The sequence below is a fragment of the Gemmobacter caeni genome, from assembly GCF_003054195.1.
GTDB lineage: Bacteria > Pseudomonadota > Alphaproteobacteria > Rhodobacterales > Rhodobacteraceae > Gemmobacter > Gemmobacter caeni.
The window spans coordinates 168,590-194,875 of record NZ_QBKP01000002.1 but is presented as its reverse complement, the minus strand read 5'-3'; the positions used below and the strand labels follow the sequence as shown (position 1 = coordinate 194,875).

Annotated in this window: 17 protein-coding genes; 15 read left to right on the top strand and 2 right to left on the bottom strand. The window is 67.1% G+C overall.

Going from position 1 to position 26,286, the window contains the following annotated elements; translation table 11 throughout:
• Positions 1-17: 17 nt before the first annotated feature.
• From C8N34_RS03735 to C8N34_RS03685, 11 genes are all read left to right on the top strand, one after another.
• Entirely contained in the window at positions 18-2,867 is a 2,850-nt protein-coding gene (locus tag C8N34_RS03735; protein ID WP_211317722.1) for an SNF2-related protein, read from the top strand.
• Positions 2,868-2,924: 57 nt separating this feature from the next.
• Positions 2,925-3,419 carry a hypothetical protein gene (locus C8N34_RS03730; RefSeq protein ID WP_108127848.1) on the top strand — a complete coding sequence of 165 codons (495 nt, stop codon included), beginning with the start codon at positions 2,925-2,927 and terminating at the stop codon, positions 3,417-3,419.
• An 857-nt stretch (positions 3,420-4,276) separates the two neighbouring features.
• On the top strand, positions 4,277-4,894 hold the full coding sequence (locus tag C8N34_RS25895; protein ID WP_145693572.1) for a hypothetical protein: 618 nt from the start codon (positions 4,277-4,279) through the stop codon (positions 4,892-4,894).
• A gap of 81 nt (positions 4,895-4,975) precedes the next feature.
• Positions 4,976-7,384: a DNA topoisomerase gene (locus tag C8N34_RS03720; RefSeq protein WP_108127844.1), complete on the top strand. Its 2,409-nt coding sequence runs from the start codon at positions 4,976-4,978 to the stop codon at positions 7,382-7,384.
• Positions 7,385-7,493: 109 nt separating this feature from the next.
• The gene (locus C8N34_RS03715; RefSeq protein ID WP_108127842.1) at positions 7,494-8,834 is read left to right on the top strand and encodes a hypothetical protein; all 1,341 of its coding nucleotides are present in this window, start codon (positions 7,494-7,496) and stop codon (positions 8,832-8,834) included.
• Between the two features lie 137 nt (positions 8,835-8,971).
• Positions 8,972-14,095, top strand: a complete 5,124-nt coding sequence (locus tag C8N34_RS03710) for a DEAD/DEAH box helicase (RefSeq protein ID WP_108127840.1) — start codon at positions 8,972-8,974, stop codon at positions 14,093-14,095.
• 4 nt (positions 14,096-14,099) lie between these two features.
• Positions 14,100-16,247 carry a PcfJ domain-containing protein gene (locus C8N34_RS03705; RefSeq protein ID WP_108127838.1) on the top strand — a complete coding sequence of 716 codons (2,148 nt, stop codon included), beginning with the start codon at positions 14,100-14,102 and terminating at the stop codon, positions 16,245-16,247.
• 102 nt (positions 16,248-16,349) lie between these two features.
• Positions 16,350-16,820, top strand: coding sequence for a hypothetical protein (locus tag C8N34_RS03700; RefSeq protein WP_108127836.1), 471 nt, complete (start codon positions 16,350-16,352; stop codon positions 16,818-16,820).
• Between the two features lie 85 nt (positions 16,821-16,905).
• Positions 16,906-17,643 carry a hypothetical protein gene (locus C8N34_RS03695; protein WP_145693573.1) on the top strand — a complete coding sequence of 246 codons (738 nt, stop codon included), beginning with the start codon at positions 16,906-16,908 and terminating at the stop codon, positions 17,641-17,643.
• Positions 17,640-18,089: a hypothetical protein gene (locus tag C8N34_RS03690; protein ID WP_145693574.1), complete on the top strand. Its 450-nt coding sequence runs from the start codon at positions 17,640-17,642 to the stop codon at positions 18,087-18,089. The genes C8N34_RS03695 and C8N34_RS03690 overlap by 4 nt, the downstream gene beginning before the upstream one ends.
• Positions 18,090-18,180: 91 nt before the next feature.
• Positions 18,181-19,113 (top strand): peptidoglycan-binding domain-containing protein, encoded by a 933-nt coding sequence (locus C8N34_RS03685; RefSeq protein ID WP_108127830.1) that lies wholly within the window; start codon positions 18,181-18,183, stop codon positions 19,111-19,113.
• On the opposite strand, the gene C8N34_RS03680 is transcribed toward C8N34_RS03685, so the two are convergent.
• Both C8N34_RS03680 and C8N34_RS03675 read right to left on the bottom strand, forming a co-directional pair.
• On the bottom strand, positions 19,114-20,838 hold the full coding sequence (locus tag C8N34_RS03680; protein WP_108127828.1) for an LPD5 domain-containing protein: 1,725 nt from the start codon (positions 20,836-20,838) through the stop codon (positions 19,114-19,116).
• A 119-nt stretch (positions 20,839-20,957) separates the two neighbouring features.
• Positions 20,958-21,284: an H-NS histone family protein gene (locus C8N34_RS03675; protein ID WP_108127826.1), complete on the bottom strand. Its 327-nt coding sequence runs from the start codon at positions 21,282-21,284 to the stop codon at positions 20,958-20,960.
• Positions 21,285-21,720: 436 nt separating this feature from the next.
• Here C8N34_RS03675 and C8N34_RS03665 point away from each other — a divergent pair, with 436 nt between their 5' ends.
• From C8N34_RS03665 to C8N34_RS03650, 4 genes are all read left to right on the top strand, one after another.
• Complete coding sequence (locus C8N34_RS03665; protein ID WP_172405657.1) at positions 21,721-23,400, top strand: Mu transposase C-terminal domain-containing protein; 1,680 nt, start codon at positions 21,721-21,723, stop codon at positions 23,398-23,400.
• A gap of 2 nt (positions 23,401-23,402) precedes the next feature.
• Positions 23,403-24,311 (top strand): TniB family NTP-binding protein, encoded by a 909-nt coding sequence (locus C8N34_RS03660; RefSeq protein ID WP_084929511.1) that lies wholly within the window; start codon positions 23,403-23,405, stop codon positions 24,309-24,311.
• Positions 24,308-25,471 (top strand): TniQ family protein, encoded by a 1,164-nt coding sequence (locus tag C8N34_RS03655; RefSeq protein ID WP_084929512.1) that lies wholly within the window; start codon positions 24,308-24,310, stop codon positions 25,469-25,471. Before C8N34_RS03660 ends, C8N34_RS03655 begins: the two co-directional genes overlap by 4 nt.
• Positions 25,472-25,582: 111 nt before the next feature.
• A complete protein-coding gene (locus C8N34_RS03650) occupies positions 25,583-26,206 on the top strand; it encodes a recombinase family protein (RefSeq protein WP_108127825.1) in 624 nt (207 codons plus the stop codon).
• The last annotated feature ends 80 nt before the right edge of the window (positions 26,207-26,286 follow it).

Below are 26,286 nucleotides of genomic sequence, written 5' to 3'. Positions count from 1 at the left end.
GTGACGGGAGACACGAAATGGTCCTGAGAGTCAACATCAAGCGCAAGGATCCCAAGTTCAAAGGGGATCAGCCGCGCTACAACGCGGTTGTCTCCGGCCCCACCGAGACGATGCCGCCGAAGCTGCGCCGCTTCCTTGAGCTTCAGGGTCTTGCCCCCTGGAAGGAGGAGGACGGGATGTCCATCTGGACGGCCCCCCCCTCGATCGGCGGGCCTCCGGTCTATCTGATCCCCCTTCTGAAGTTCCGTTTCGGGGTGAGTGCGACCCGGGAGGCGCGGGACATGGCCGCGCTCGCCTTTGACGAAAAACCATCCGAGGATGGGCTGGAGCGTTTTCTGGGCCGTGGCGCCGGGGTGAGCCCCGGGAAACGCGCCCTTCAGGTCGGGGCGACCCGGGAGGACTTCGTCGCCAACTGCGACGCGGATCACGAGCTCCGTATCCAGGCGCTCGAGGCGGCGGGCTGGCTGCCGATCGAAACCCCGTCGCCGCAGATCGCCGAGAGGATGGGGACGCGTCCCTACCGGACCCGGGACCCGTTCATCGCCGGAAACCTCGAGGGGTTCATGACGGAGAAGGCGCAGGCGCTCTTGCAGGAGCGGGTCCGGTCTGCGGCTGCGAATATCCGAATCTCCAAGGCGCAGGAGGCGCCTGCGGACTTCTCCGTCCCGGTCCCCGCCGATATCGACTATCTCCCCTTCCAGAAGACCGGGATCCAGCAGATCGCCAGGTCAGGAAGATCCGGCATCATCGCGGACGACATGGGGCTTGGGAAAGCGCAACCGCTCGACGCGAGGATCCTGACCCCTGACGGATGGCGCCGGATGGGAGATATAAACGTCGGCGATCTCGTGACCGGATCCGACGGGAAGCCGACGCGGGTGACCGGGGTCTACCCGCAAGGGGAGAGGGAGGTCTTCCGCGTCACCTTCTCGGACGGCGCGACGACCGAGTGCTGTGATGAGCATCTGTGGGCGGTAGAAGAGCGCGACGCATCAGGTGCGGGCGCGCCTGTCGTCTTGAGACTTGCGGAGATCCGGACACGTCTCGAGGCCGGTGCACAACTCCAAATCCCGCTCATCTCCCATTCTGGACGGAGCGGAGCAGGTCTTATGGCGCGTATCCTGCCGATCTCGGACCGTGAACCGGACGGCCATCTCGTTGTGCGCCCTTCCGATATCGATGCGATGAGACGCCTCCAGGATGAGGTCCGCGCCTTGGGCGGAACCGCCCGCGCCGACGACAAGGCGCCGCTGCTGCGGGTGCATCTCCCGAGAACGGTTGATCCGGGCGCGATTAGCGCGCCGGTTCGCATTCTTTCACGTGTGCGTCCGATCAGCGTGAAGCCGGTCCAGTGCATCGCGGTGGACGCCCCGGACCACCTTTATGTGACGGACGACTACATCGTAACCCACAACACGGTCCAGGGCATCGGCCTGATGAACGCCAAACCGGATGCGACAAACGTACTCGTCATCTGCCAGGCGAACATGAAGATCAAATGGACCCGCGAGATCGACAAGTGGATGGTGAACCGGGACCTGACCGTCGGTTACGCGGAGGGGTCTGAGTTCCCCGACACGAACGTCGTGGTGATCAACTACGACATCCTCCAGAAGAACATAGAGCGTCTGCGCGAGCGCCGCTGGGACCTGATCCTCACTGACGAGGCGCATAACCTCAAGAACGAGGAGGCCCAGCGGACCAAGGCGGTGCTCGGCGATCTGACCGAGCTCGACGGGGCCCGGATGCTCCCTCTCACGGAGGCCGGACAGCTCGTCCACCTGACCGGGACCCCGAAGCCGAACCGGGTCTCCGAGCTCTGGCCGCTCCTGACCTCCTCCCGCCCGGACATCTGGGGCAGGGGACCCAAGGCGCGCGAGATCTTCCTCAACCGTTACCAGCCCCCGGTCCTGATCAAGAAGAAGATGCGGCGCGGGAACCGGGAGGTCGAGATGATCATCCCGATGGACGGAAAACCGCAACGGGAGACGGAACTTCAGCTGCGCATGCGCGGCTCCGGCTCCTTCATCCGGCGTCTCAAGCGCGACACGGACCTGCCGCCGAAGTTCCGCACCCCGCTCGAGATCCCGGTGCGCCTCTCGAAGGAGGACAAGGAGCTGTTGCGCGAGGCGGAGGCGAATCTGGAGGCGCTGGTCAGCCGCATATCGCGTACGGACGTACGGGTCGGGGAGACCCAAGAGGCTGGGGTCGTGATCAACGCGATCTCCCTCATCGACCCGGATACGCCAAATTTCAACGAGTTGGCGCGCGTCAGACGAAACCTCGGCTTGATCAAGGCGCCGCACTGCGCAAAGTTCATCCTCGACGAGCTGGAGGATGAGACCGACATGGCCCCGGAGAATCGGACGAAGACCGTGGTGTTCGCGCACCACAAGGAGGTCATCCGCATCATTCACGAGGAAAGCGAAAAACGGTTACCGGGAAGCTTTCTCGTATATGACGGGAGCGTCAAGCCGTCCGAGCGACAACTGATCATTGATCGGTTCCAGCAGGACGAACGTATCCGCGGCATCATCATCAGCCTGGCGGGCGCGACCGGGATCACCCTCACCGCTTCCGCCCGCATGCGGGTCGTCGAGCCGGACTGGACCCCGTCAAACATGATCCAGATCGAGGACCGGATCTGGCGCATCGGTCAGGAGCGCAACGTCGATATCGGCTACATGTCCGTCGCGGGCACCCTCGACGCCCGGATCGGGAACGCGCTCGTCCAGAAGATGGAGTCGGACGAGAAGGCGGTGAACACGATCCGGTTCCATCACCAGACGCCCGGTGTGCGGCGCAAGGCGGACCCGCCCGCCGCCGCGGCGCCGCCGGTTTCCGATCAGCCGGAGCTCCCCTTCTGATCCACAATCCCATCAAGAACGATAATCGAGCGGATAAACAAGGAAACCACCCCCCTGATGATGCGACCACCAAAAGAGTCCTTCACCCCGACCGGGGTCACCCTGATCTATCCGGTTCCGGAGGACGCGGACGGGTTCTACCAGCGCCTTCTGCTTTCCGGCCTGCGGCTCGCCCCGGTCCCCGTTCATGTCTCCCTGAGTCCGGTCAACGGCCGGAACGTCCTCGTCGCGCGCAACGAGGCCTGCACCGGATACCTCTTCGCGACGGACGGGATCGAGGCGCCCGAATCCGACCTGTTCCGCTTCCTCTCCCAGGAGCTCTCAAACGGGGAGCGCCTCACCATCTCTGGCCGTTACGCGCCCGACCCCGGAACGGTGATCGAGACGGAGTCCCATTTCCTGATGCTTGGCGGGCGGCTGATGACCTCGGAACGCCGGGTGATGACCGGTCCGGGCGGGGAGCGCACCCTCCTGCGCAGCCGGTCCGACCTCTCGCATGACAACATCGTCCCCCTCGCCGTGCGCGGCGAACTTGCGGGGGTCTCACCGTGACCTCCGGGGCCCGTGTCAGGACCGGTCCCGAGGGGGACCTGCTCGAGCGGGTCATGGCGGACGGGAACGCGCAGCGCGCCGCCGAGCTCCTGTTCGAGGTTCTGAAGAGCGGGCGGGCGCGCCCGGCGCTTGAGGAGGCGGTGCGGGACCGTCTCGGGGCCGGATCGCGCCGCGACCTCGCCGAGCGGCTGCGCGCCGCCGTTCCCGGTCCGGGGCGATCCCTGGCGGAGAGTGTCGCGGGCCATCTCACCCTTTCCGACCCCGGCCAGGCGGCCGAGGACGTGGCCAGGATCCTCTATGATGAGGTGGCCCGCGGGCTCACGGCCGTACGGGCCTACCCGGTCCTCGCCGCGCTCGTGGAGACGCTCGGCGCGGTCCCGGACCTCTCGCCGCGGGGGACAGCGTCCCCGGTCCCCGCCCGGGTCGAAACGCCGGCACCGCCCCCCGTTTCGCAGACCCCTCCGCCTCAGTCCCCGCTCGCCGAAGCGATGCGCAGGTTCGAGGGTCCGCCCCGGTCGGTCACACGAGGCGTGGGGGCTCCCGCACGCAACGCCCCGCCGGGGCGCACCGCGGAGCGTCCGCCGGCGCGAAAACCGTCCCCTCCCGCAGGTTTCGTTCTCCTTGACGGCCCGGTTCGGCTTCATCACGAGGAGGGGGACCTGATCTCCGTCCCCCTTTTCCCCGCCGCTCCGGGCGGCCGCCCCCCTGGCCCGGTCCGGGTCCCGGCCGCGCTCCCGCCCCCGCCCGAGACCCGGGACGGGGATCGGATCCGGTCCTGGCTGCGCGGGAAGCCCGCAACCCCGGACGCGCTCGGGGTCTCCGCCGGCCTCCTCATCACCGGGGAGCCGGGGGATCTGATGGAGATCGAGGCGGAGTTCCAGTCCGACCCGGTTGCAGCCCTTCGGATCTACAAGGCCCGCAGCCCGGTCGCGGACGGGACCCCGGACGCGGCCTGGTGCGGCCGGCTCGGTCGCGACATCGGGCGATTCAGCGTGTCTCATGAGGCGGGGGTCATCGCTCTCGCGCGTGCGGTCGTCACCTTGCTGGAGTCTCAGGAGCCGGACCGGATCGCCCCGCTTCGGGCGGCCGGGGCCAACCTCACCGTGCGTGAGGAGCTCGCCGAGGCGGTCTGCGGGGTGATCGACACGGAGCTGGACTACCTCTCGGACGGTCCGTCCGAGGCCGGCGGTCCCCCGCAGAACCTCATGGGGTCCTTCTCCCCCAACGCCTCCCTGACTGAGGGCCGGTGCCTGGAACGGGCCTTGCGGCTTCATCTGACCGCCTCGGTCCCGCTCGGGACCGCCCTGCGTCAGTCCCTCACGGAGTTCCGGGTCGCCCAGGCGATGCGCGAGAACCCGAACGCCCCGTTTCAGACCCTGAACGAGCGGTTTGAGCGGGATCCGGCGCTGCCGCTCGCGGAACTCAGCGGACGCGTTCCGATCGTCCGGATCGGCTACACGGAGCCCACGCTCTAAAAATGTGCGAAAAACCGTTTCGCTTTCCGTTCCGATAAGGCATACCTGTGCGGAATGAGAACCGGAACGTGAGGGGGCCGCGTGGGCAAGTCCGTCGTCATCTGTGAAAAACCGTCCCAGGCGAAAGCGATCAGGGCGGCTGTCGGGAACCGCTACGGGGAGGTGCTCCCGGCGCGGGGGCATATCCTGACCCTGAAGGAGCCCGATGACGTCCGTGCGGAGTGGAAGGAGTGGTCGGCGACCCTGCTCTGGCCGGGCAAGTTCTACGAGAAGGTCCCGGTCCCGGACGCGCGCAAGTTCCTGAACGACATCCGGGCGGCCGCGACCGGGGCGGACACGATCATCATCGCGACTGACTGTGATCGGGAGGGGCAGCTGATCGGGGGCGAGATCGTCGACTACATCGGGTTTCGTGGGGTGGTGAAACGGGCGATCTTCAACGCGGAGGACCCGAAGTCCCTGCGTGAGGCGTTTGAGCGGCTGCACCCGAACGAGAAGTTCCACGGGCTCTATATGGCGGGCCAGGCGCGCGAGCAGGCGGACCAGGTGACGAACCTGAGCCTGACCCGGACCGCGACCGTCACCCTCAAGCCCCCGGGACAGAAGGGGGCGATCGGGATCGGAAGGGTGAAGACCCCGGTTCTCGGGATCGTCTGCAAACGGGAGAAGGAGATCCTCGATTTCAAGCCGCGCGACCTCTACGAGGTGGATGCGGAGGTGCGGGTCGCCGCCGGACCCCTCGTCCTCACCTGCGCCCGCCTGCCGGCGAGCGTCGTGAAGGAGGAGGAGCCGGAGGCGGAGCCGGATGAGGAGCTCGAGGCGGATGAGGAGGCGCTCGAGGCGGCGGACCCGCTGCGTGGCCGGATCCTCAAGCGGGAATACGCGGACGGGCTCGCCCAGGCCGCCAAGGGGCTGACCCGTCCGGTCTCGGTGAAATCCGAGAAGAAGCGCCAGGGCCCGCCGCGCCTCTTCGACCTGACCGCCCTTCAGGCGGCCGCCTCGGCCCGGTTCGGCTGGTCAGGCGACAAGACCCTCTCGACCGCGCAGTCCCTCTACGCGACCTACACGGTGATCACCTATCCGCGCGGGGAGGCGCAGTACCTTCCCGAGAACAACATCGCGGACGTCCCGAAGCTGGTCTCCGCCCTGACCGGGCTGGGCCCGCTGCGTCCTCACCGCGCCCTCCTGGCGAAACCGGAGGTGCGAAAAGGGAAAACGGGCCACTTCTCCGACAAGGCGCTCGAGGGGATGTCCCACTACGCGATCATCCCGAACGCGAACACCGCCGAGACCTTCGGCGAGGTGATCCCCCGCCTCCCCGCCGACGAGGCGCGACTCTTCGATCTGATCGCCCGCCAGTACCTGGCAGCGCTCGCCCCGGATTTCGAGTACCGTCAGACCACCGTGGAGATGACGGTCCCCTGGAAAGGGCATGACTGGGCCTTCCGGGCCTCCGGCCGGGTCCCGCTGATTCTGGGCTGGAAGGAGATCACCGGCGCCGCCCCCCTCAAGACGGGGGAGGAGGAGCCACTCTTCCCGGAGATCCGGCCCGGGGAGTCCGGAAAGATCGTCGAGACCACGGTCCGGACCCTGACCACGAAAGCGCCCGCCCGCTACACGGAGGGGGCGCTCATCAAGGTGATGAAGGAGGCCTGGCGCCTCGTGGAGGACCCGGAGAAGCGGGCCCGCCTCAAGGACGCGAAGGGGATCGGTACGCCGGCCACCCGGGGGGACGTGGTCAAGGGGCTCCTCACCCAGGGGCAGATCGTCGCCAAGGGGAAGACGCTCCAGCCTTCGCCCGGCGGGATGGCGCTTTATGATCTGCTGATGGAGATCGCCCCGAACGTCGTCGACCCGGCTCGGACCGCGCAGTGGGAGATGGCCTTCGACTTCGTCGAGAAGGGGCGGATGACGGCAGAGGACGCGGTCGCCCGCATCCTGAAGGACACGGAGGTGGAGATCTCCCGGATCGCGAGCGCCTCCGGAAAACAGGTGGCGATCGGGAAGGGGTCGAAGCCGACCGAGAAGATGATCGCCGCCGCCCGCATGGTGGCCGAACGCAAGGGGATCAAGCTTCCGCCCGGGGTCACCACGGACAGCGCGAAATGCCGCGCCTTCCTCGACGAGCACCTGGGGTCCCGCCAGGCCGGTGAGGGGGGCGAACGCCCCTCGTCAGCCCCCTCTGAGAAGCAGGTCGCGCTGGCGCGGAGCCTGGCGGAGCGGACCGGCGCTCAGATCCCGGAGGCGGCGCTCGCCTCCGCCCGGGACCTGTCGTCCTGGATTGACGCGGCCATGAAAAAGGCCCCGCCGCGCCCCCCGTCCGAGAAGCAGCTCGCCTTCGCCGAGAAGCTGGCCGAAGAGGCCGGGATCGACCTGCCGGAGACGGCACGGACGGACATGACCGCCTGCTCCGCCTTCATCGACAAGAACATGGGGAAGGGGGGCTCGAAGGGGGGCGCCCCGAAACGGGCCACGGGTGTTCGACGCTGATTTGCGAAAAAATGAGTCGCAGTTTTCACCGCCCTGTGCGAAAAACCGATTCGTCACCCGCTCTCTCGCGGGTCGGACATCAGATAGCTTGAGAAAGGGCACCTGAAACATGTCACAGCTGACCGCCGCCTTTAACCAGTCCCGTCGCAAGATGAGCGCGCGCGCCGCCAAGCCGCAGGGGAACATCATCCTGAAGGCGACCGCCTTCACCGACACCACCGTCAAGGGCCAGGTCATGACCGGTCCGGCCGCGGGCGCCGAGATCGAGGTCCGGGTCCCGAACAACGGCGGCAAGTCGGTCGGGATCAAGGAGTTCACCAAGAAGGGGCACAAGTCCTTCGTCGACATCGAGAAGGGCGGCACCCTGCGGATCGAGCGGGTCCGTGAGGGGGAGAAGGGGATCTACGATTCCCGCTGGATGCGGACCTTCAACGGGGTCCCCCAGAACGAGCATGACGTCATCTATGACGGGATCGCGAACCTGCGCGTCCTGCCCGGCAAGAGCCGCGACGGGCACACCCAGATCGTGATGAACGTCATCTACCCGGAGCAGGAAAAGTCCGCCAGCTCGCTGGACGAGCTGCGCGACGCCTTCGCTGACGCCTTCCGCAAGACGGGCGGCGCTTACGTCTTCATGAACGAGGGCGGCAAGGTCGGATCGAAGGCCTTCGGCCTGGGCGGCGCGATGGTCGACGGCGAGTTCGTCCCGAACGATCCGGTCGAGCGTGCGAAAATGGTGATCGAGGGGTTCGGCGACCTGCTGCCGGCCGTCGAGAAGGCGCTGACCGAGACCCCGGTCTCCGTCGTCCCTTCGCGCCAGATCAAGGTCGGCAACACGACCGCGGACATGATCGCCGAGAAGATCGAGGAGGCCAAGGAGAAGGGCGGGAACGTCAACATCTCCACCATCGACCCGGAGAAGTTCAAGGTCCTGTCGACCGGGGTGCGGGTTCAGTACGCGCTCAACGAGACGGCCGGGGAGAACCCGCTGCCGAAGGACGCGGCTGACCGGCTCAAGGAGCGGTTCCTGGAGACCGCGACCGAGGAGGGCAAGGCCGCCTTCCACAAGGGCGGATGGCGCTCGGTCTCGAACGATGACATGCGTCGTTTCTTCGAGGCGGTCGGGGTCTCTGTCGACGCGGCCCCCGAAACCGGCTGGTCCCGCCAGAGCGTCCTGCTCAAGGGCGGGGTGGCGATCAAGGCCTTCGGTCAGGACTTCGCCGTCCCCTACCCGAACATCGCCGCCTGCAAGGATGCGGTCGCGCAGTTCCGCGATGAGGTTCGCGAGGCGATCCGCGCCGTGGTCGAGGCCCCGGCCGTGAAGGCGGAGGCGGAGGCGCCCAAGGCGGCCGCACCCGCCACCCCCTCGGCGCCCGCGCCGAGCGCGATGGACGCGGACGACCTGGACGCCCTTCTGGACGGGGTTCAGGAGGCCGATCTGGGCGCCTGAGCCCTCAGATCTGAAAGGAACAGGCGGGGGCGGCCAAGCGGCCGCCCCTTTCTCTTTTGCGAGAAAAAAACGGTTCATGTTTTCTCTCCTCTCGTTGAAAGTGACCCCTGAACGATCCTGCCAGCGGAGAAACGGACATGAGTGAAGCGCCCCAGAAGGTCGTCAAATGGATCACCTTCCCGAACGGGGAGGCGCGCATGAAGCGGGTCGTCACCGGCGACGGTCGGTCCGGCCTGATCCTTCTGGTCGGGGCGGGGACGCGCGGGGAGGAGATCTCCCGGATCTCCCAGGAGCACGGGTTCCAGCCCACCCCGGTGAACCCGCGCGTGCTGCGCTATTTCAAGGGCCAGTCCGACAAGACGGTCCGGATCCCGGACCTCGCCGAGGCGCTCGGCGCCGAGGTGGTCGAGATCGGACTTGATCGGATCCTCTCCGCCGAAATGACCGTCAACCTCGTCCCCCGGGCCCCGCGCCAGGAGGAGCGGGAGACCGGCCGGCCCCCCTCCGTTCCGGACCCGGAGACGGTCAGCCTCATCGGTCTGAACCTCCGCGGGGAGGAGGTGGTTCGGGACGGGTCGGGACGGTTCTTCCGCCGCGTCTCCGCCGAGGACGGGACCCGCTCCTTCGTGCATGAGGGGGAGGGGGGTGCCGCCCCGCTCTTCCTGCGCGCGCACCGGGCCGCTGACCTTGACGGGATCGCCGCGGGCCTTCTGATGATGGCGCGCCACGGGACCCTTCACGCGGACGACTTCGGCCGCGTGATCGACGCGGCGATCGAGCCGGGGCCGCGCGGGCAGATCGAGCTGGACCGGGCCGAGGCGGTCGAGCTGGCCCGGACCGCCATGCTGCGCCAGATCACCGCGGTCGCGATCGAGGCGGGGTCCGACCGGGCCGGCCTGATGCGGGCGCTCAGACTGAGCGCCGCCACCGAGTTCGTGCTGTCGCGGCGCTCCGAGCCGGGGCAGGGGGTTCGCCCCTCAGCCGCCACCCTGAGCCTCCTGCGGCGCGTCACCCAGGGGAATGACCGGGTCGATTACCGGGGGCACCCGGATCTCGCGATCGCGCTGCCGCGCATGCGCGAGGAGGGGGCCCCCCTTCAGGTGCTCGACCTGTCCGACGTGAGCGCGGACGGGGTCTCCGGCTTCGCGCTGAACGCGCTCTCCCGCCGTCCCGCCGAGGGTTCCACCATCCTGATCGTGCCCGGCACGGCGGAGATGGAGATCAATGAGCGGCTTCGCTCCGACGTCGGCCGGGCCTACGGGGTCGAGGCGGTGGCCGAGATCGCCCCGAACGTGGCCGACGGGGTCAGGGACGGGGTCGGGCTGATGATGTTCTTCATCGGGGACGCGCGGCCTGAACCGCTGGAGGCGCTCCCCCAGGCGGCGTTGCGCACCTTCCGGGTGGCCACCCATGAGGACCTGCCCAATCTTGAGCGGGAGGTCTTCCGCTCCCGCAGCCGGATCCGGGACTTCAACCGGGGTGAGCAGGACCGGGCCGAGGCGCGGGCCGAGGATACGCGCGAGGAGAACGTCCGCCAGCGCCCCTACATGCCGCTCTCCCGCGTGGGGGAGCCGTTCACGATGATCCCGATCGCGCTCGAGGGGGCCACCTCGCGGGCACTGCAACGGGTGAGCCGGGACATGGAGGCGATGGGCGGGGTGGACGCGGCGGTCGCAGCCGCTCTCGGCCGCTCCCCGGCGGAACTGGGCGAGCTGCTGACCCCGGAACAGGTGGACGCGGTCGGCATGCGGCTCAACGCGGCGGATCGGGGACGCGGCTTCCTGCTCGCCGACCAGACCGGGGTCGGCAAGGGGCGCAGCCTCGCCGCGATGGCGCGCACCCATATCCGGGCGAACCCGGAGAACCGGGTCCTCTATTTCACGGAATCCGGCACCATCAACGTTCCGGACGTCTGCCGTGACCTCAAGGCGGTCGGGGCCTGGCCGGAGATCCGGGTCGGCTTCCTGAGCGCCGGTTCCAAGTTCACCGACGTCTCCGTCGACCCGACCACCGGCAACGTGATCTCCAAGGAGGTCCGCTCCCTCTCTGACAAGGAGCAGAAGGAGATCTTCCGTTCCGGTCAGTGGCCTGAGAAGTACAACCTGCTCATCACCACCTATTCGAAGTTCAACTGTCGCGAGGAGGCGGACCCGTCCCTCTGGATGGAGAACGCGATGAACGCGAACACGATGATCGTGCTCGACGAGGCGCATAACGCGCTCAACCCGCGCTCGAACACCGGGCGCAACGTCCGCGCGGCGCTCGAGCGGGTCCCGGCCGGTCAGGTCGTGTTCGGCACGGCGACCCCGGCGCGCAACCCGCAAGGGCTCAACCTCTACAAGCCGCTTCTGCCCGCCACCGCGGGGGAGGGTCTCAACACGATCCTCGAGAACATCCAGTCCGGCGGTGAGGTGGCCCAGGAGTCCTTCGCCTCCATGCTGGCGGAGGACGGGGTGATGCTGCGGCGGGACCATGACCTGAGCAACATCGAGTTCCAGGTGAACCTGCCCGATGATCGTCGGATGCTCCACTACCAGGACGTGATGAACCGGTTCTCCCCGATCGTGGAGGGGATGATTGACGCCTCGACCCAGATCGGTGAGCTGGTCGGCCGTCGTCAGGCGCTCGAGTTCCGGGCGATGGTCAACCGCGGCGTGCCCGAAAACGTGGCCCGGCAGCGGACCAACGAGCTTTCGCAGTACAGCCTCGCCATCGGCGGCCCGCTCGCGAACCTGGCCCGGATCACCATGAACGCGCTGAAGATCGACCAGGTGGTCGAGGTGGCGGCGGCGGAGATGGATATGAACCGCAAGCCCCTCATCACCTTCCACTCCACCAACTCCGCGCTCCTGAACGAGCTTATCCGGGCCGATGAGGGGCGGATGACGGATGAGGAGATCGCGGCCCTCCCGCCGCTGGGTCTGAAGGACCAGATCCGTCGCATCCATGACGGGCTCTACCGGCTCACCCTGAACGGGGAGCGTCAGGACGCGCGTCAGGTCTCGCGCGAGGTGGCGGAGGCGGCGCGTCGGGTCGACGCGCTGATCGACCAGCTCCCCGACGACCTGCCCGTCTCCCCGGTTGACGCGCTGAAGGAGCGGCTTGAGGCGAACGGGATGCGGGTGGGGGAGATCTCCGGCCGGACCCTGTGCTACCGGGACGGTCGGATCGAGCGTCGAGCCACCGAGGAGCGGGACCGCCGCGCCGTGATCGACGCGTTCAACTCCGGGGAACTGGACGTCCTGATCTACAACTCGGCCGGCGCAACGGGGGGGTCCTACCACGCCTCCCCGGACTTCAAGGACCAGCGCGGGCGGACCATGATCGAGCTGGAGACCCCGGTCGACATCATCAAATACGTCCAGTCGCAGGGGCGCGGGAACCGTTACGGGCAGGTGGAGGACCCGAAGGTGGTCTCCGTGATGACCGGCCTCACCCCGGAGATGCGGATCATGCAGCAGCGCAACGGGAAGCTGCGCTCCCTTGGCGCCTCCGTCGACGGGAACCGGTCGCACCCGCTCCTCCTGGATGACGTGCCGGACCTGCTGAACAAGGTGGGCGACGAGGCGACCCGCAACGTGCTCCTCTCTATGCCGGGGCTCGCGCGCCGACTCGGGTTCACGGATTTCGCGGAGGCGGAGGCGGCGGCGGATCGGGGCGAGGGGCTTGTGGACGAGGGGTCCGGGACCGCGAAAAGCGGGATCGAGAGCCTTGCGAACCGGGTGCTCGCCCGGTCGATCATGCTACCGGCGGCCGAGCAGGACGATCTCGTGCAGCGGATCCGGATGGAGTTCGACGTGCTCATCGAGGAGTTGGAGAGCCGGAACGCGAACCCGCTCAAGCCGAAGGAGTTCCCGGGCCGGATCGACATCAAGGCGACCGCGATCTTCTCGGGTCAGGAACGGGCCGAGGAGGACCTGGACACCTCCGTCTTCCTCTCCCCGCTCTACATCGCGACCGGCGTGCACGAGTTCACCGATGAGGCGGTCACCGCGGAGCGGCTGATCGCGATGGTGGAGCGTTGCGCGACCCTGCACGGGGCGGACGGGTTCGCCCCCTACGCGGAGCGGATCCGGCAGAACCTGCCCACCCTGATGCGTCCGCATCTCCCCTCCGGCTATGACATGGACGCGGCGCTTCAGAACCCGACCGGGGTTCCGGGCCGGTTCGCGACCCAGCACGGGAAGTTGACGGACCTGATCTGGCTCCTGGAGAACCTCCAGCCCGGCGTCGCGGTCCGTTTCCCGACCCTTGATGATCCAGACGCGCGCCGGGTGAACACGGTCGTCGACCTCATCCCGCCGCAGGAGACCCGCCATTTCGATCTGGCCTCCGCCTACAAGATCCGGCTGATCTCGCCGGGCATGGCGAAACCGGAAACGATGGCGGTCTCGCGCCTCCTGTCGCGGGACATGGAGACGATCCGGTTCCGGCCCGGCCTCTCGCAGGGGGTGAATGAGGACTATCTGGCCGAGTTCACCCAGATGGCGCGGCTGCGTCGTGCGCTGCCGGTCCAGGTGCTTCAGGGGAACGTGCTTCAGGCGATCAACGTGGCGAAGGAGAACAACCTCGGCACCGTCTCGCTCTACCGGAACATGGAGGGGGAGGTCTCCCGCGGGATCGTCATCCATGACAGCAAGGTCGATCTGGGCAAGCTGCCGGTGAATCTCCCCTCCGGTCTCGTCGCCGCGGAGGCGGTGCGTGACCTGATCCGGGACCAGCTGGCCCGTGACGGGTCCAAAGGGTTCCGGGTCTGGGGCGGGATCGACCCGGAGGGGCGGGCCGGTGAGCCGATGGTGGCGGACATCATCATCCGGGTAGGGGCGAAAACGGTCGCGATCGACATGATCCCGCTTCGGCAGAGCACCTATGAGTTCTGGTCCGAGCGGCCCGGCCTGCATGAGGCGGTGCACGGTCAGCCCCTGCCTGCGTTCAGGGACACGCCGCGTCGCGCCCTGCGCAACCCGGGCAAGGACCACAAATACATGGCGAAGTTCTCGATCGAGACGGAGGAGGGGCAGGACCGGCTTTACCGGATCCTCTCCCTGCTCGACGGGCTCCCGTTGCAGATCGACGGTCAGAAACGGGAGTTTGTCAACGAGGCGATCGCCCGGATCAACCGGATCGCCGCGGGGGTCGAGCGGGCCTATCAGCCGGGCGGGACGGACCCGACCGCGGAGGGGCAGGAGCCGGAAATGGACGCGCCGGAGCCCGAAAAGGATCCGGATTTCGAGATGGACGACGTGAGATGGGAGGCGTGAGCGGATGCTGATGCGGTCACAATCGGCACGGGAGGGGGACGGCCCCCTCTCCGGTTTCGTCTGGGCGGGGGAGGGGGACCCGTCCTGGATCCGGTTCCGCACGGACCCGCGTAGCGGGGTCATGTCCGGGATCCATCTCTCCGCCTGCAACGGGACGGTCCCGCGCGGGACCCCGTTCCGGTTCCGGTTCCAGAACGGCGATCAGGCGATCCGGGGCTCGGTCGGGGTGGCGATGCTCATCCTCGGCCAGCTCTCACGGGACCCGGTCCGACTTGAGGGGGAGGTGAGCCGGGTTGCTGACCCCCACGCCCAGCTTGCGGCCTGGCAGGATTTCCTGGGCGGCGGGGACCCCGCCGCGAAACGCCCCGAGGAGGAGCGCCGGCTGATCCTGCCCCGGGAGGTTCATGACCGGACGCTGGCGGGCCAGGGCCTGCACCGGCGGATGGGGGACGGGGACCTGGTGCTCGCGCGCGGCGCGCAGCTCCGGCTCGGGGCCCCGATGTCCGGCTTCGACACGATCACCGCGGCGCGTGATCGGTCCCTTCCGTTCCAGACCGGTCAGATGGGGGATCTCGATCTGGATCAGGCCCGTGAGGCGCTGGTCTCCGTCTCCCGGCCCTCCCCGATCGCGGTCGCCTGGTATGCGACCCCGCGCGGGGACCAGGCCCGCTACCGGATGCAGGCGGCGAGGGCGATGCCGATCCTGGCGGGGATGATCGCGGAGAGCCGAGAGCTGTCGCGCGCGGTGGACCTGCTTGAGCCGATCCAGCCGCTCCTGACCGAGCGGACCGGCCTTCCGAAAGCCTCCGTCAAGCGGATCAGCCGGCTGACCGTCCCGGCGCCGGCCGCGCCGCTCTTCGAGGCGGGGGAGGCGGTGCGCGGGGAGGACGCGCTCGGGGTCAACCGGACCCGTCGCTTCTCCGTGAGCGGGGTGGTGTCCCTGGACAAGGCGATGCGCTATCTGGCGGAGCTCCCCCCGGACCGGACCCCCCGGGATGACCCGGAATGGGCCGCCTTCTATGACGTGCTGAGCGGCTGTGCGGTCCCGATCGCCAACGCCTTCGACCTCCCGGTGCGGGACCTTCTCAACGCCTCCGGCGGGAACTGGGTCGAGTATCGGGCGACCCTCGCACGGGCGGCGGATTTCGATCCGGACCGGTTCGACCGGCGGACCATGGCGCTCACCACGATCGACGCGATCGAGGCGATCGAGGGGTTCTCGCGAACCGCGCTCATGCCGCAGGTCCTCGCCTCGATCGCCGGGACAGGGGAGCCCCTGCCGGCGGTGACGGGGGAGTTCCTGATCGACGGGTTCGAGGCCTCGGCGAAGCTCGTTCTCGGGAACGCGAAGAACCTCGCCGCGCATCTTTTCGAGGTGGCCCGGCGTTACGCGGGCCGGATCCCGGCGATGATGGAGGCGGAGGGTCGGATCACGGCCGAGACGGATCAGGAGGGGCGCTTCGACCGTTACGGGGACACCGCCTTCCCGATCCTGACCGAGACCTACCACGCCTCCAACGGTCTGATCGTCCGCCCCCTGCGCAACTTCGACGAGCTCCGCGAGGAGGGGCAGCGGATGCGTCACTGCGTCGGCGGTTACACTTCGAAGGCGCGGGACGCCCGCTGCCACCTGTTCTCGATCCGGAGCGCGGATGAGCAGACCAGCCTCTCCACGCTGGAGCTGACCGGACTCGAAGGGGAGGACCCGGTGACGGCGGCGGCCAATATCGGGATCGTCCAGAACCGGGCCGAGCGCAACGGGCAGCCGAACGCGGAGGCGCGGGCGGCCACGGAGGAGTTCATGCGCGGGATCAAGGGGGGAGGGGTCCCGATCCGGTTCGAAGAGATCCTTGCCTGGAAGCGGGCCCGTGTGCAGCCGAACGGTCCGGCGCGCGTACATCGTCCGGAGACCACCTGGGAGAGCGTTCTCGAACATGACTGGAAGAACGAACGGATGCGCTCCGCCCTTTGGGCGGAGTGGCGTACCGTCATGGGTGGCCGCATCGGCAAGGCCCACAACCCGGGCGTCATCTACACGGAGCGCGCGGCACGCGACCTCGTCGCCTCGATGAGCCCCCGGGCGGCCGCGATCCTTCTCGATCAGGAGCGGGCGGCCCGTGAGCGGGAGGGCGCTCTTCCAAACCCGGCCTGAAGCGACCCCATACGAAAGATAAAGACTTTCGTATGGATTCCCTTTTGATGTGCGAAAAAAGATGATAGAAGCGACTCGCATCTCAACGCGAAAGGCGAACACATGCGACTCCCGGTTCTTGCGATTGTCCTGGTTATGTCTCCCGTCTCCCTCGTTGCGGAGACCCCGAAGACGTTCGAACCCACGATCGTCTCCCCCGAGAAGAGGGCTCTGGCGGATATCTGCGCCTCGCCGCAGAAGATCCTCCGGAACGACTGCGTGAAAGGGGGCGTGACGGGAGGCTCCCGTCAGGACCTGCAAAGGGGTATCGACGGCCGCGAAACCCGCCAGTCCCACAACAGCCCGGTGAACGGACTGGAAAACGGCCCCCTCTCGACCCGTACCGATCGGGTGGAGCGGTATGAGCAGCAGTTCACCCAGAGGGGTGACGGGATCAAGACCCCGGTCAAGCCGATCAAGCCGATCACCCCGCCCAAGCCCGAGGGGGGTGAGAGCGTAAAGCCCTGGAAGCCGGTTGATCCGGCGAAGCCTATTTTTCCGGTCAAGCCGGGTTTTTCCCCGGGCGCGAAGTGACGGGCAGAGCGTTCTGATCCCATCGCTCGTGTTGCGAAAAAATAAAAAACCCCTAATATCAGGCGGGACGCAACAGGGGGGGATCATGACCGGAAAACCGAGCAGACGGGAACGGGAGGAGTCGCGGCGGATGCGCCGGCTCCTTCTGATCGGCGGGGGGGCTACCGCCCTGGCTGGCCTCACCTCCGCCTATTTGATCTCCCGCCCGCCGGAGATCCCGTCCCTCTCGGGGCGGGACCCGATCGGAACCCGGTTGTCGCGGATCGGGCCTACCCCGCACCACCAGCAGCTGACCGGGTCCGGTGCGGACCTCCTGGTGATCAGCGATACCGGTTGCGCCTTCTGTCGTGAATTCGTCCGGACGGGCCTGGACCCTCTCATCCGCTTCGCTGAGGCGCGCGGTCTCGCCGCCGCCTACCTCTCCGTCGGCTACGGCCGTTCCGGCCTGATCTCCACGGTGGCCGCCGCCTGTCTCGAGCGGGAAGGGAGCCGGCTCGCCCCGCCGGACCGGGTCCGCGCGCTATTCGAGATGACCGCCTCCGTTCCGACGGAGGGGGGGCTCGAGGAGCTGATCTTGCCGCAGGCCCGGCTCCTGGGCGCCTCCCGCGTCGCGCTCTCCGGCTGCGTGGCGGAGGAGGGGCTCCAGTTTCGGGACCGGTTCGAGTCGACCCGGAGGGAGTTCGCGCTGGAACGCACCCCTACCTTCTTCCTCGCCGCTCCCGGGGATCCGGGGCGCGTGCTCAAGATCGAGGGGTTCACCGGCGCCGGGGCGATGATACGCCGGCTGGAGCGGGGGCTTGAGGTTGCGGGGGGGCGTGCATGAGACCCGAAGACGCAGATCTGGGGATGCGGATCCTCAAGGGGGTCTGGATCCTGAGCTTGATCCTGCTGATCCCGATCGCGATCCTAACCCTGCTCCTCGGCGTGCCTGTCGGCCTGATCGGGTTCGCGGCGGCGCTCCCGCTCAGCGCGCATCTCTCCGGTCTGCTGCCGCTCGGAGCGGATCTCGGGGAGGTCTGGGTTCGGGTCCTGTCTCAGGCACGCCTTCACGCGCTGAGCGCGGTGGCTGCCGTATTTTTCGCACTGAACACGATGGCGCTCCTGCCCGGGGCCACCAGCTCGGTCGCCCTCCTTCCCCTGGTGATCACTTCCTTCTTTGCGCTCTCCCTCTACGTGATCGCGGTCAAGGGCGGGAGTGTGCGGGCGATTCCGGCCCAGATCGGCCCACCGCTCCTGGGGCTGGCGGTCGCATCCCTCCTCCTCCTCTGAGGCTGCACATAAAATAGAATAAGAATATCTTTTATTTTCGCAGATCGATCCCTATGTTTGGGGGGACACAGATTCTTTTTCGGAGACCCGCATGTCCAGACCCGCTCTTCTCGCCCTGTTCACCCTCCTCGCCGCGCCGGCGGCGGCGCTTGAGACGGGGACCTACCCGATCACCCTCCCTGACGGGGTGGAGGGGGGCGGCCAGATCGAGGTCAACTCGGACTTCATCGAGGTGTTCATCACCGGACCCGGGGGGTGCAACGCGGTCGGGGGCGGGACCCTGCTCCGCGGGCCGGACGGGGCCTGGGCCGCGCTCCTCAACACCGGGGAGACGAAGGGTCGTCAGTGTGTCCTGGTCGGGACGAGCACCGGGTTCAGCCCGGTCGGGGACGGGTGCCGGACCCTCGTCACCGGGTCCTGCGAGCTCGCCGGGTCCATCACCGCCCCGGTCTCTCAACCGGTTCGGGTCATCCGGGCGATCCTTGAAGGCCAGTTCAACCGCCTTGACGAGGCGGGGCGTCGCGGGGTCCAGTCCCTTCTTGCGGAGCGCGGTCATTACACGGGTCAGGTCGACGGGGTCTACGGGGACGCGACCGAGGCGGCCCTGATCGCCCTGCTTCAGGCGATGGCGGACCGGGGCGAGACCGTGGACGGCAACAGCACCTCCTTCATCCGGGAGGTGATGCGCGGGATCTCGGCGGAGGGGATCGCCCTGAACGCCCCGGCCGTCTCGCCCGCCGCCCCTGCGGCCCCCTCCGCCGAATCCGCGGAGCCGGTCTATGTCGGACGCTGGTCCTGCGGCGGGACCACCTACGCCTTCACCGCGGAAAGTTACCAGATGATCAACGAGTATGACCGGTCCATCATCCGGGAGGGGCGTCTTCGGCCTGACGGGGTCGACGGTCGGACCGCCTATCTGGAGCTGGTGGGTTACGGGAACCTGACCTTTGACGGGATCGGCCGGCCGGACATGGTCATGCATGACCCCTCCTCGGGGGAGACCTGGGACTGTCGCCGGGGCTGATCAGCACCAGTCGAAATCCGGCGTGTCCGACGGGCCGGGAGGGGGCGATCGCCCCTCCCGGCCCGCTCTCGTTTCGGCCGGGGGTGACGCCGGAGATGCCGGGGGAGGGGGAGGGTCCGGGGGCGCGGGGACGGTTCCGGATGGTCTGGCCTCCGCTACGAGGGTCGCACGAACCTCGCGCGTCGCGAGCAGGTGCCGATAGGCGTCGCCCACCGCCCCGAGCTCCGTCCGGAGCGGGTAGGGGTAGCCGCCCGGGGGCTGGCCGCGCAGGGCCGCGACCGCCTCGAAGGCCTCCTCCGGGATCACGTTGGCCAGGTAGTCGTTGACGACCCCGCGCGCCCCGAGTTCTGAGATCACGAAGGCCTCGAAGCCTCGGGCGGCCATCTCGACCCGGGTCGCGTAGTAGGGGGAGGACCGGACCCGGTCGAGCAGGGCGGAGCGCTCCGCCATCCGGGTCCCGGTCGTGAGCCGGCCGATCAGGCGCGCGACGGGCCCGTTCAGTTCGGAGGCGTATTGGGTGCTGCGCGCCCCGGCCCTGCGCGCGAGATGATTGTCGAGCGCGTGGAACCACTCATGTGCGAGGGATCCGGCCCCGTTCGTCTTGGTCAGGTTGATGACAACCTGATCCGGCTCGAAATGGGCCGCGGCCGCCCCCTTCCCGCCACGTCCACGCGCCCCGAAGGCGAGGCCCAGCGCTTCCCCGAGGGAGAGGGCTTTCGGGGCGCAGCCGATCACGGAGGCGAGGTCGAGAAGCGCGTCATGGGCCCGGTTCAGGTCCGCCTGGCGGCGCGCCCCCTCGACGTAGTTTCCGAACTGCACGCCACGGAACCCGAAGAGCTCCTGGAATCGTGCCGGGGAGACGTCCCCGCGGCGCAGGGCGGGGCCGCTCCGGTCCCGGTTCGCCTCCCCCCGCTCCGGGGGGAGGTCCCGCAGCTGCGCGAGGCGACGTTCCAGAGCGTTCCGATTTTCGCGCAGATGCGTCTGAGCCTCCCTCACGGAGGGCAGGCGCGCGAGCTCGATCAGGTGGGGCCCGTTCTTCACCCCGATGACCGCGCCCCGTTCGGGGTGTCCGCGCCAGCTGAAGATCTCGATCGGGGCGCGACGCGCCGCGGGCGCACCCGCATCCGTCGTGAGACGGGTCCGGAATGCGGTGATCGCCTCCTCCTCGCTCCGACCGGATGCCAGGACCTCCGCGCGCCCGCCGGACCGGTCCCGCCGGACCTCCCAGCGGATCAGCGGCGGGTCATGTCTGACCCCGTCGAGGACCTGGTAGGCGGTCCGGGTCAGGCGGTGTCCGCGCAGGCTGCGCTCATGTCCGAGGGCGAGGTAGAGCGCCATCCGGCCCTCGAGCCCCTCGCGCAGACGTTGGGACCCGGGATCCGCAAGGCGCGCCTCGACCCGGCCCCGGTCGATCACCCCCTCGATCAGGTCGACAGAGATGTCGCGCAGTGCGCGGACCGTTCGCGCCCAGGGGCGCGCGCGATAGGGGTCTCGGGGCCTGGCCGGGATCTGCTCGCGCGCGGCGCGAACGAAGGCGATCACCCAGGGGTCCGCCCCGTCCTCGATCAGTCGGGTATAGGGGGGCTCCGGGAAAGCCTCGGCGAGGGGGGCGGTGAGCGGGTCCCCCGCCTCGCGCCTCGCACGCGACATCGCCTCCCGATAGGTGCGCCAGCGCTCCTTCGCCGCCCCGTGCAGATGTGCTCCGAAATCCTCGATCCTGCTCATGACCCGCTCCGCTCGCCAAGATCGACAATAGGGTCGTGGCGCGAAAAGGCGGAGCGCGGTCTCGTCAGGTCGTGCGAAACAGGATTGGCGCGGCCCTCGAAGGGGTCGCGCTAAACGGATCAGGCCCGCATTTTCGCAAGTTCGACGCCCTCGTCGATCGCCTCGTTCAGCCAGCTCGGGCGACGACCACGACCACACCACGTCAGCTCGGGCCGCTCAGGGTGACGCCACTTCGCCGGACGCTCGGAGCGCGCGTCGATCCGGCTGATCACCTCCCCGATCGGAAGACCGTAGCGGGCGATGACCGCTTCGATCTCCTCCACGGCCCGCTCGATCTCAGATTCGCGTTTTTCGCGAATGGTTCTCTCCGCGGTGCTGCGCAGGTTCTCCAGGTCTTCCACGGAGAGGGTTTGAAGAAGGTCCGACAGAGGCATGTCCAGGCTCATCACCTTGCTCCACGTTTCTGATATGCGAAAAATAATATGGCACGCGGCATAATGCAATGCGAAAAAAGATCCGCTCTGTACGATTTTTTATTTCTATTTAGAGAGGGCGGTTAATCACTATTGTCAGTTTCATGTATCAAAAGTATATTGTGGCCCGCCTAATTTTTCAAAAATATCCCTTGTGATAGTATTCTGGATTATCAGTTATCTTTTGAGATATTGATCCATGAATCTCCCCATACTTAATGTGGATCATGAGCATTCGTGTACATAAAGCAATATATTGAAGCGACGTTGTCATTTTCAGGAGACAACTGCACCAATCATCGCAGATTGATGCCTGCTGTGCATCCGGCTCCTGACAGCCCAATATCAGGACTCCCCCACACGAAACTCGTCTATGTTCACTACTCGTGTGCACCAAAGCGAGGTGAGCATGGCGACCTACACCCCACGGATTACCGAGCACGGCGTGGTTACCCTTTCAGAACAGGCATGGGAGCGTGCGTGCCGTCGTGCGGAGATCATCGGGCCGTTGGCACAGTCGGAGACGGTCGGGCATGAAGCGGCCGACGCGGCAGCTCAAGCACTGGGCCTGTCCCGGCGGCAGGTATACGTCCTGGTCCGCCGCGCCCGGCAAGGCGTGGGGCTGGTGACTGACTTGGCGCCTGGACAGTCGAGTGGTGGTAAAGGCAAGGGCCGCTTGCCTGAGTCGGTCGAGCGCATCATCCGTGAGCTGATACAAAAGCGTTTCCTGACCAAGCAGAAGCGCAGCATTGCGGCCTTCCATCGTGAAGTCGCTCAAGCCTGCAAGGCACAGAAACTGCGGGTGCCGGCACGAAATACCGTGGCCTTGCGGATCGCCAGCCTTGATCAGATCAAGACCGTTCGCCGCCGGGAAGGTCAGGATGCCTCCCGCGAACTGCAAGGTGCTGGCGGCGTCCCGCCGACAGTCTCTGAGCCACTGGAGCAAGTGCAGATCGACCACACGGTCATCGACCTGGTCGTGGTAGACGTGCGCGACCGGCAGCCGATTGGCCGTCCCTACCTCACGCTGGCCATCGACGCATTCACCCGCTGCGTGCTCGGCATGGTGGTCACGCTCGAAGCACCGTCCGCCGTCTCGGTCGGCCTGTGCCTGGCACACGTCGCCTGCGACAAGCGTCCCTGGCTGGAGGGGCTGGATGTAGAGGTGAACTGGCCGATGGGCGGCAAGCCCAGGCTGCTCTACCTGGACAACGCGGCCGAGTTCAAGAGTGAGGCGCTGCGCCGGGGCTGCGAGCAGCATGGCATCCGCTTGGACTACCGGCCACCCGGCCAGCCGCACTACGGAGGCATCGTGGAACGCATCATCGGCACGGCGATGCAGATGATCCATGACAACCTACCGGGCACGACCTTCTCCAATCCTGGCCAGCGCGGCGAGTACGACGCCGAAAAGATGGCCGCCCTGACCCTGCGCGAGCTGGAGCGCTGGCTCACTCTGGCCGTGGGCACCTATCACGGCTCGGTGCACAACGGCCTGTTCCAGCCGCCGGCCGCGCGCTGGGCCGAGGCCGTGGCGCGAATCGGCGTGCCTCCTGTGGTAACGCGGCCCACCGCGTTTCTGGTTGATTTCCTGCCGGTCATCCGTCGCACGCTGACCCGCACCGGCTTCGTCATCGACCACATCCACTACTACGCTGACGCGCTCAAGCCGTGGATTGCCCGGCGCGATCGCCTACCCGCGTTCCTGATCCGGCGCGATCCCCGCGACATCAGCCGTATCTGGGTGCTGGAGCCGGAGGGACAGCACTACCTGGAAATCCCGTACCGCACCCTGTCCCATCCGGCCGTCACGCTCTGGGAGCAGCGCCAGGCGCTGGCACGGCTACGGCAGCTCGGGCGCGAGCAGGTGGATGAATCGGCGCTGTTCCGCATGATCGGCCAGATGCGCGAGATCGTGTCCACCGCGCAGAAGGCCACGCGCAAGGCGCGGCGTGATGCGGATCGACGCCAGCACCTCAAGCTGTCGCCTCCACCCGTCAAGCCCACACCGCCGGACGCGGACAGCGCCGACTCGCAGGTTGGCAACCTGCCGCCAGCCAAACCGTTCGAGCAGATCGAGGAGTGGTAGCCGTGGACGAGTATCCCTGCATCGACCTATCTCACCTGCTTCCGGCGGCGCAGGGATTGGCAAGGCTGCCGGCCAGCGAGCGAATTCAGCGCCTTCGCGCCGACCGCTGGATCGGCTATCCACGCGCGGTCGAAGCGTTGAACCGGCTGGAGGCCTTGTATGCCTGGCCGAACAAGCAACGCATGCCCAACCTGCTGCTGATCGGCCCGACCAACAACGGCAAGTCGATGATCGTCGAGAAATTCCGGCGGACACACCCGGCCAGCACCGACACGGACCAGGAGCACATACCCGTGCTGGTGGTGCAGATGCCATCCGAGCCCTCGGCGATCCGCTTCTATGTCTCGCTGCTGGCCGCGATGGGTGCACCGCTTCGCCCACGCCCACGGTTGCCGGAAATGGAGCAACTGGCACTGGCCCTACTACGCAAGGTTGGCGTGCGCATGCTGGTGATCGACGAACTGCACAACGTCCTGGCAGGCAACAGCGTCAACCGGCGGGAATTCCTCAACCTGCTGCGCTTTCTCGGCAACGAGCTGCGTATCCCGCTGGTCGGTGTTGGCACGCGCGAGGCGTATCTCGCCATCCGCTCGGACGATCAACTGGAAAACCGCTTCGAGCCAATGCTGCTTCCACCGTGGGAAGTCAATGAAGATTGCTGCTCGCTGCTGGCCAGCTTCGCTGCGTCGCTCCCGCTGCGGCGGTCCTCGCCGATTGCCACGCTGGACATGGCCCGCTACCTGCTCACCCGCAGCGAAGGCACCATTGGTGAGTTGGCGCACCTGCTGATGGCCGCGGCCGTGGCCGCCGTGGAGAGCGGCGAGGAGGCGATCAACCATCGCACGCTGAGCATGGCCGACTACGCTGGCCCCAGTGAGCGGCGCCGACAGTTCGAGCGGGAACTGATGTGACACCTGCGCCGCGCTGGCCGCTGCATCCGGCCCCGAAAGAAGGCGAGGCGCTCTCCTCGTGGCTCAACCGGGTCGCCTCCTGCTACCAGATGGATGTGCACGAGCTGCTGGTACACGATCTTGGTCACTGCCAACTCGATGAGCTGGATACCGCGCCTCCTCCGTCGCTGTTGACGGTGCTTGCCCAGCGCAGCGGCGTTGAGTTCGAGCGATTGCGCAGTATGAGCCTGGCCGGCTGGGTGCCGTGGCTGCTGGACAGCCTCGACGATTCGGTGCCTGCGGCCCTGGAAACCTATGCGTTTCAATGCTCGGTGCTGCTGCCAAAGCGCAAGGCGCGATCCATCACCCGCTGGCGTGCGTGGCTGCCGAGTCAGCCGACTCGCCGGGCATGTCCGCTGTGTCTGCACGATACGGCCAACCAGGCCTTGTTGCTTGTCTGGCAACTCCCCTTGATGCTCAGTTGTCCGCAGCATGGCTGCTGGCTGGCGTCCTATTGGGGCCTGCCTGGCCGGTATCTCCAGTGGGAGAAGGACGATGCTGCTCCACATCCCGCCAATGAGGCGATTGCCTGCATGGATCGGCGTACCTGGCAGGCCCTGACGACCGGCTTTGTGGAGCTGCCGCGCCGACGAATCCATGCTGGGCTGTGGTTCCGGCTGCTGCGCACCCTGCTCGATGAGCTGAACACCCCGCTCTCGCACTGTTGTAGCGGCAGCGCGAGCAGCATTCGCCAAGTCTGGGAGCATTGCGGCCATCCACTGCGCGCCGGACAGAGCTTGTGGCGTCCTTTCGAGATTTTGGCCCCTGCGGTGCAGTTGCAGATGCTGGAAGCGGCGGCCACCGCCATCGACCTGATCGAATCGAAGGTGTTGAGTCTGCACGGGGAGCAGGCAACGCTGTTCCTGTCAGAACCGAACACCGGGTTCACCAACGGCCTGACGACTGCTGAGCGAGAGAAGGAGCCTGTCAATCACTGGCAGGAAGCGGTCAAGGCGCTTAACGAGGCGGTTGCCGAGGCTCGTCATAATCCCGAGAGGGCTCGCTCCCTGTTCGCGCTGTTCGCTTTTGGACGGCGCGACCCCGAATCCTTGGAACGATTGCGCGTTATGTTTGCCAAGGAGGGCATCCCTCCGGAATTCCTGTCACATTACATTCCTTGAATACCATTTGCGCGCCATAGAATAAATGACGGGTTAGGTGTCAATTTTTGACGGCGAGAGCTTTCAGACTCACACTGTCACATAATCGAACGTATATGTGACAGGTGGGGCATGCTGATTGGCTACATGCGAGTATCGAAGGCGGACGGATCTCAGGCCACTGACTTGCAGCGCGACGCGCTGATCGCGTCCGGCGTCGATCCGGCGCATCTCTATGAGGATCAGGCGTCCGGCAAGCGCGAGGATCGCCCCGGCCTCGCTGCCTGCCTGAAAGCACTGCGCGAAGGTGACACGCTGGTGGTGTGGAAGCTGGATCGGCTCGGGCGCGACCTGCGCCACCTGATCAACACCGTGCACGATCTGACCGGACGTGGCGTCGGCCTCAAGGTGCTGACCGGCCACGGCGCAGCCATCGACACCACGACGGCCGCCGGCAAGCTGGTCTTCGGCATCTTTGCCGCACTCGCTGAATTCGAGCGCGAACTGATTGCAGAGCGCACGATCGCTGGCTTGGCCTCGGCGCGGGCACGTGGCAGGAAAGGTGGCCGGCCGTTCAAGATGACCGCCGCCAAGCTACGCCTGGCGATGGCAGCGATGGGGCAGCCGGAAACCAAGGTGAGCGATCTTTGCGAAGAACTTGGTATTACCCGGCAGACGCTCTACCGACATGTGTCGCCCAGGGGCGAACTGCGGCCAGACGGTCTAAAGCTGCTATCCCGCGGTTCAACTGCATAAATAAAGAGGCGCCCCAGAGCAGGGCGCAGTTAAGTGCGGCAACGATCCGATTGCCGCTGTCGACCCAAGGCAGCCTTTTC

Coding starts and splice junctions, on each gene's coding strand:
- C8N34_RS03695 (WP_145693573.1), top strand. CDS start 16,906: ATGACCGGAAAACCGAGCAGACGGGAACGGGAGGAGTCGCGGCGGATG.
- C8N34_RS03730 (WP_108127848.1), top strand. CDS start 2,925: ATGATGCGACCACCAAAAGAGTCCTTCACCCCGACCGGGGTCACCCTG.
- C8N34_RS03700 (WP_108127836.1), top strand. CDS start 16,350: ATGCGACTCCCGGTTCTTGCGATTGTCCTGGTTATGTCTCCCGTCTCC.
- C8N34_RS25895 (WP_145693572.1), top strand. CDS start 4,277: ATGGAGATCGAGGCGGAGTTCCAGTCCGACCCGGTTGCAGCCCTTCGG.
- C8N34_RS03685 (WP_108127830.1), top strand. CDS start 18,181: ATGTCCAGACCCGCTCTTCTCGCCCTGTTCACCCTCCTCGCCGCGCCG.
- C8N34_RS03650 (WP_108127825.1), top strand. CDS start 25,583: ATGCTGATTGGCTACATGCGAGTATCGAAGGCGGACGGATCTCAGGCC.
- C8N34_RS03665 (WP_172405657.1), top strand. CDS start 21,721: ATGGCGACCTACACCCCACGGATTACCGAGCACGGCGTGGTTACCCTT.
- C8N34_RS03735 (WP_211317722.1), top strand. CDS start 18: ATGGTCCTGAGAGTCAACATCAAGCGCAAGGATCCCAAGTTCAAAGGG.
- C8N34_RS03710 (WP_108127840.1), top strand. CDS start 8,972: ATGAGTGAAGCGCCCCAGAAGGTCGTCAAATGGATCACCTTCCCGAAC.
- C8N34_RS03705 (WP_108127838.1), top strand. CDS start 14,100: ATGCTGATGCGGTCACAATCGGCACGGGAGGGGGACGGCCCCCTCTCC.
- C8N34_RS03675 (WP_108127826.1), bottom strand. CDS start 21,284: ATGAGCCTGGACATGCCTCTGTCGGACCTTCTTCAAACCCTCTCCGTG.
- C8N34_RS03715 (WP_108127842.1), top strand. CDS start 7,494: ATGTCACAGCTGACCGCCGCCTTTAACCAGTCCCGTCGCAAGATGAGC.
- C8N34_RS03690 (WP_145693574.1), top strand. CDS start 17,640: ATGAGACCCGAAGACGCAGATCTGGGGATGCGGATCCTCAAGGGGGTC.
- C8N34_RS03680 (WP_108127828.1), bottom strand. CDS start 20,838: ATGAGCAGGATCGAGGATTTCGGAGCACATCTGCACGGGGCGGCGAAG.